General features: G+C 60.8%; 4 protein-coding genes and 1 pseudogene. All 5 read right to left on the bottom strand.

Annotation, left to right across the window (positions count from 1 at the left end):
• The coding region (locus tag NW809_RS10210; protein ID WP_414402058.1) for a carbamoyl-phosphate synthase domain-containing protein at positions 1 to 590 on the bottom strand (590 nt) is incomplete at its 3' end.
• Positions 591 to 663: 73 nt separating this feature from the next.
• Complete coding sequence (locus NW809_RS10205) at positions 664 to 1,224, bottom strand: Tfp pilus assembly protein FimT/FimU (RefSeq protein WP_414402057.1); 561 nt, start codon at positions 1,222 to 1,224, stop codon at positions 664 to 666.
• Positions 1,225 to 1,229: 5 nt separating this feature from the next.
• Positions 1,230 to 2,351, bottom strand: a complete 1,122-nt coding sequence (locus NW809_RS10200) for a type II secretion system protein J (protein WP_414402056.1) — start codon at positions 2,349 to 2,351, stop codon at positions 1,230 to 1,232.
• A 55-nt stretch (positions 2,352 to 2,406) separates the two neighbouring features.
• Positions 2,407 to 3,150, bottom strand: coding sequence for a prepilin-type N-terminal cleavage/methylation domain-containing protein (locus NW809_RS10195; protein ID WP_414402055.1), 744 nt, complete (start codon positions 3,148 to 3,150; stop codon positions 2,407 to 2,409).
• 57 nt (positions 3,151 to 3,207) lie between these two features.
• A pseudogene (locus NW809_RS10190) lies at positions 3,208 to 5,810 on the bottom strand (type II secretion system protein); the annotation flags it as partial.

The following is a 5,810-nucleotide window of genomic DNA, read 5'->3' as shown; positions in this document are numbered from 1 at the left end:
TAGTCCCAGTCGGCGGGGGTGGGCTCCAGCCACTCGTAAGGCTTGGGCGTTGTAACCTCTGCCGCCAGGCTTAGCCCCTGCATGGAAGGGGCTTGGCGCACCTGCTCCAGCAACGCCTGCGGGTCCAGGATCTCGGTCGAAATAGCTCCATTCATCACCCCCTGGGAGCGCAGCCGCCGCGTCAAAGCCCGCGTATCCACCCCGGCAATGGCCGGGATCCCGTGCTGTTTGAGGTAGTCAGGCAGTGTCCCCGTGGCTCGCCAGGAGCTAGCAAGGCGCGACACGTTGCGGGCAATCACTCCCGCGACCTGGGGCCGGGCCGATTCTTGATCCAGCTCATTGACTCCGGTGTTTCCCAGCTCAGGGCAGGTAAAAGTAACGATCTGCCCCCGGTAGCTGGGATCAGTCATCACCTCCTGGTAGCCGGTCATGCCCGTGTTGAACACCACCTCGCCCGCTGCCGTGCCCAGCGCCCCAAAAGACCAGCCGGCAAAGGAAGTGCCATCGGCCAGCACGAGCAAAGCAGGCTGCCGAGTTTGCCAGGGGAAGGCTTTTTGTGGAGCTTCAAGAGTTGGGGAAGAGGTAAGCATAGCCAATGACCTACGGCAGCTTAGGACAGGAGCCTGGCAACCTTTCAGCCACGGCCTGACCATCCTACCCCAGCTATCCTTCCTCTGGCTCGCTGGTTACATTGCCACACTCCGGATTGTTGTCCTTGCGAAGAGTGCCGATCAAAGTGCTCACCACCACGCAGCGGTTTTCTCCCTGAGAGTAGGTGCTGCTGACGACAAAGCGTCCTAGCTGACGCGCTCGCCCTTCCGAGTCAAAAACGGCTCTGCCATTGGGGAAGTTATTGCGTACCGTTACAAAGTTATTCAGGCGCACCCGCTGACAGGGGGTAGGTTCATCGCAGAGGCCCTCCTCATCCTGGATAACCAGAGTCGGCACGTTTGGCTCTGAATTGTCCACCTCCACCACCCAAGCTCGGCCCAGGAGAGAGGCTCTGGCGTTGGTGCGGGCGGTGCGCAAGGCTCGCTCCACCCTGTTCTGCGCATCCTCAAGCTGGATCCGCGCCCAGATGTTGATCCCAGAAGGAACCGCCAGCACGGCCAGGATGCCGATGATGACCACCACCGCTAGGACTTCTGTCAGCGTAAAGCCCCGGGATCGAAAAGGCTGAGCTCGGCCAATTGCTTTTTTCTCCAAGGCCAACATGGTGGACATTCCCCCTAGGAGAGCTGACGGTTGATAACACCGCGGGCAAGAACCCGTGTTTGCATTGGCAGCAAGTAGCGCGACACCTCTGAGATATCGACGCTGGTGGCATCCTGGATGTAGCGGCGGAAGAGGCCGGGGTTGGCCCGCTCCATGGCGGTTGCCGTGATGTTGATGATCACATCCTGCGGTCGGTCGGCACCGGGGCTTTGCCGCACGCAGACGTAGAAGCCCACGTCGTTTTGGTTATTTCCCAACCCCGAGAAGGTGACGCCATCGGGCTTGCCCCCGCCAAAGGCATAGCCCTGCGGGCAAGCGGGCGCCACCTGCGGACTTCCCTCCCGGCTGCTGAAGATGTTGGAGACCAGAGTTGTCAGGCGGGGGCCATCTGTCCTGTCGGCAATCGGGATCTGGCGTGCTCGGGCCTGCTCGGAAGGCCAAGCAAGGAAACCATCTCGGAAAGGATCGGGATCTTCGACAAAGAACGGGCTGCGCCCGGCGCAGTCGTTGTTCCCCTGCCTTGCAAAAGGTCTCAGCTCAAAACGCTCGATCCGCGCGTTGCCTTCCCAAGGGGTTGTCGAACCATCCGCCAAGTTGCCGGCGTTGTTGTAGTTGCGGCGCAGGTAATACACCACCAAGGTGTAGATGCCGCGGCGGCTAAGCAGCGTTTCCCAATCCGCATTTCTGCCGTTCTGGTCGCGCGGGAACCCATCAGGTGGTTGGTTGGGCAATCTAGCACGGCCTTCGCGAATCTGTTGCAAGGTGGGGTTGCCCGCGTAGCATCCCTGCGGGATCGGCTCCAGCTTCCAAAAGGCGACAACCGGGATAGCGCCCGCGGGTTGGCGGATCCAGCCGGGGGTGTAAAGCCGCTGGATAACATCCGGGATCCCGTCTCCATTGGGTTGTTCGGTGTCGTTGTAAATGTAGAGAGCCTCCGCCAGATCCTGCTGGATATATTCCATGGCTTGGGTCAGCTCCGCCTGCACCTGGGTGCGCCCTGTCTCCTCCCGATCCAGCCGCATCGTCTCGATGACAATCATCGCGGTGGCCAGGAGAAAGATGGAGGCAACCAGCAGTGAGACCAACAGCTCAATGAGGGTAAACCCTCTGCTGGCTTGGCGGCGAAAGATCAACACAGGCCAACACCTCCATCTTTCAACAGGTTTTGCAGGAAGGAACTTAGGCTCTACCTCACGGTGCAACAGGATTAACAGGCAGGGGGAAAGCCCGGCACCTCTCGATGGGATTCTCGCCTCTGTCAATGGCTATCTGCCGGCAAACATCTCCCAAGTTGGCAGCAGGGTTAACTTCTACAAAGGAGGTGGCTAGTGGAAAGAGCCAGACATCGGCATTGGCCAAGTTCTGGCTGGCCGAAGCCAACTCCGTTCCCAATCCAGGCAGCGCTTGGCGAGTGGTCGGGTCGAAAGAAAAGCGATGGTAAACCCTCACCCCCATGAGAAAGCTGCAGGGAACCCCCTGAATGACCCTGTTTTCGCGCCGGTCGATGCAAGGTGCCCCCGCGTCGCGAAAGGTTTGGATGACGTATTCTTCGGAGTTACGCCCCGGCACTTGGACCCGAGCCACGCGAATGGAATAGTTGTCCCCCTCTGTGTCCATGTTGGTGGGAGGTGGGGTATTTGCCAGCGGGTTGGCTCCCACCTTGGGCAGACGGGCCAGTTGATCCGGATCATCCTCAAAAGCGCGAGGGTTGGCAGCCAGCTCGATATCCACCAGAGTGCGGATGCGATCCACCTCTTCCTGGGCTAGGCGGTTGGCCAGCTCCACCCGCTCGCTCATGGCGCGCCGGTAAGCAATTACCGTGAGGGTAGGGGCCAGGGCGGCCATGGCCAGGGCCACGAGGACGACCGAAGCCAAGACTTCAATGAGGGTGAAACCCTCCGCTTGGTGTTGCTGCCAAAGCCGCCACTTGTTCATGGATCCCTCCCTCTTCTGCCCCTACCCTAAATCTGCCCCTGACCGGCCAGGTCAATATCAGTTAAACTCCTCGCAGCCACCAATCTGGGCAGACGGATCCAACTGCACACCCGGCTGATTCTGGAGTGCGCAGCGCAGCCGCCGCACATACGGATCCTGAGGATCCAACTCCCGCAAGAACTCCGTGCGCGTGTTGGAGGGGAATTGGAAGCGAGCCGACACCGCGCCGGGACGACGGGCAATTTGCAGGCCCACATCGTAGCCGAAGCGGCGGTTGGGTGGGTAGTAGTAGTCGTAGCCCCGCACAAAGGTTGGATCGGCTACCAGATCGGGCGGCTCGAAGCTGTGCTGCAGGAAGGGCCCGGTGGCATAGGTGCTGTAGTTGAGCTGGATCATCGAGCCGCTGAAGAAGAGGTCGGTATTTCTCCACAGCTCGTTGAGGCGCAGGAAGTTGTGCATACCGCCGGCGGTTTGATCCAGCCGCGACGGGAGGACACCGCTAACGGCCACCGCGTTGACCCGTGTTTCTCGGGCCGGCTGCAGTTGCCAGTTTTGGCTGCCATTGTCGTTGCGGCGGCGCTGGTTCACATCGGTGGAGGCCAGCTCCTGGAAGCGAGGAATGGGAATGGGCCGCCGCGTCACCTCGTCCAGGATCACCCCCAGCACCGGGTTGTTGCCGGCAAAGCCGGTGGTGGGACTGTTCAGATCCAGGGTGAAGGGCTCCACATCTACCCACTCAGGGTTATTGCCACCGCCGCCATCCCGGTCGATTTGCACCTGGATGGTGTTGCCGTTGGGCTTGACGTAGAAGCACAGGCCGTTGCGGATGTTTTCACTCCCCCTGTGATCGATGTAGTAGCCGTCCGCGTACTTGGATGCGGGGGTGTAACCCTGCGCCGCAGCATTTTTGTTGACCCGGGCGTAGGGGTTGAGCGCCATCTGGGGCTGGATCTCTAGCCCTGGCTTGTTGGGATCCAAATCAAACCCAAACAGCGGATCCCGATCCAAAACGTTCGTCGGCTCGCCTGGATCCCAAGCGCCATTGCCGTTGAGATCCTCAAAGGTGGGATCAGCACCTCCGATGGTGCGCAACGTGCTGGGGCGGCTGGCACCGGTGTAGGCGATGTACTTGAAGCGGTCGTTGAAGTTGGGGCGGAACACGCCGGGTACCCAGAAGCCACCGTCGGGGCCAACTTTTTCTTCAGAGTCGCAGCGGACGCTTTGATCCTCTTTGAGCAACCTCCGCCGCAGTAGCCGCGCCCAGTCATCGGTGCCTGGAGCCAGGTTGCCAGCAATCGGCTGAGCGACACTTTCAGCGGGGCGGATGCCCGGCTCTTTGCTGGGGTTGGCGATCTCGCTGAGCAACACGTTGCTCCTCAGGCCGTTGCGGGCGGCGTAGGCCGGCTCGCCGAAGATCCAATTGAAGGCCGCTTGCAAAGCTTCGGCAGGGCTGGGCCACTTGGGCGGCTTGGGCACCCCTGCTTTCACTTCCAGCACCGGGGAAAGCTCCGGCTGCAGAGCAATGGTTACGCCCTCGGCAGGAGCCGCAGCCACCGTATTCACGCTGATGGTCTCCGGCTCCGGATCGGCCTCGACTGCCTGAATGGGGCGCAGCTCCACCGTGTTGGGCTTGGCTGCCATCCACTCGCCCAAGGGGCTCTTGGAAGGAGTTTCTGGGGCAAAGACGCTCGGCCCGCAGGGAGGCCCCTGGCAGGTGAGATTTTGCGTCTGCGTCTCGGTTGCTGGACAGGTGGGGCTGCTGGTGCTGGCAATCAGGTTGCGCGTTCGAGTTTGAGTAACCGTTCTAGTTTGGCCGCAGGCAACCTGAACCTGGCTGCAATCTGGGGGTGACCAGGGGCTCCACTCGCTGTAGTTGCAAGTCTTCGGGCAGGTAACCGTTTGGGTTTGCGTCCGGGTGGTGGTCCCGCAAATCGAGGTGCAGGTCTCAGTGCGGCTCTGAGTTATATGCAGGCCGCCGTTGACCACCGTGCACGCAGGAGTCCAGTCTGTATAGGTGCAGGTAGCCCCCGGAGGTTGGCAAGTGATGGTTTGGTTTTGGGTTTCAGTAAAGGGGCTTTGGCTGGTACAGAGCGGCGTTACCGTGCGGCTGCGGGTTTGGGTGATTCTGGTGCCGCTACACTGCTGCTGCGGGGTACACTGAGGCGTCCAATCTGACCAAGGCCCGTAGTTGTACTGAGGGTAGCAGGTGAACCTCCGAGTTTGCGGTGTTGGCGGAGTGCCAGGGCAACCGGCAGGCAAGGTGGCTGTTTTGGTCTGGGTGATGGTGGTGGGTTGACAAATATCGGTTCTACAAGCGGGCGTCCAGTCAGTCCACCTGGGATCACAATTGAGGCTGACCGCGCAGGAGCGCTGAACAGGATTTTGATCTTGATCTAGCTGGCTACCCTTGATCGGATCTGGCTCGCAAGGTTTATTCACCCCCGGCAGCGGCTTCAGGTAGCGCAGGTCGTAGTCTTCCAGCTCGCTGCCATCGCGGGTGGCAAAGCGCACGCGAGCGTTGCCGCTATTTTCATAGGTCTGGATCTCCACGAGGTAAGGAGAAGGCCCTTCTGCAGGCGCGCACTCCAGCTCCAAGCGCAGGGTGACCATGTTGCTGCTGCTATCCTGCCAGGCTTCGGCCCCTGCCGCGTCCGGCCCTA

This window comes from Synechococcus sp. WC101, assembly GCF_047461555.1.
In the GTDB taxonomy this organism is placed as follows: domain Bacteria; phylum Cyanobacteriota; class Cyanobacteriia; order Thermostichales; family Thermostichaceae; genus Thermostichus.
This window is presented reverse-complemented; position numbering and strand designations above follow the sequence as displayed.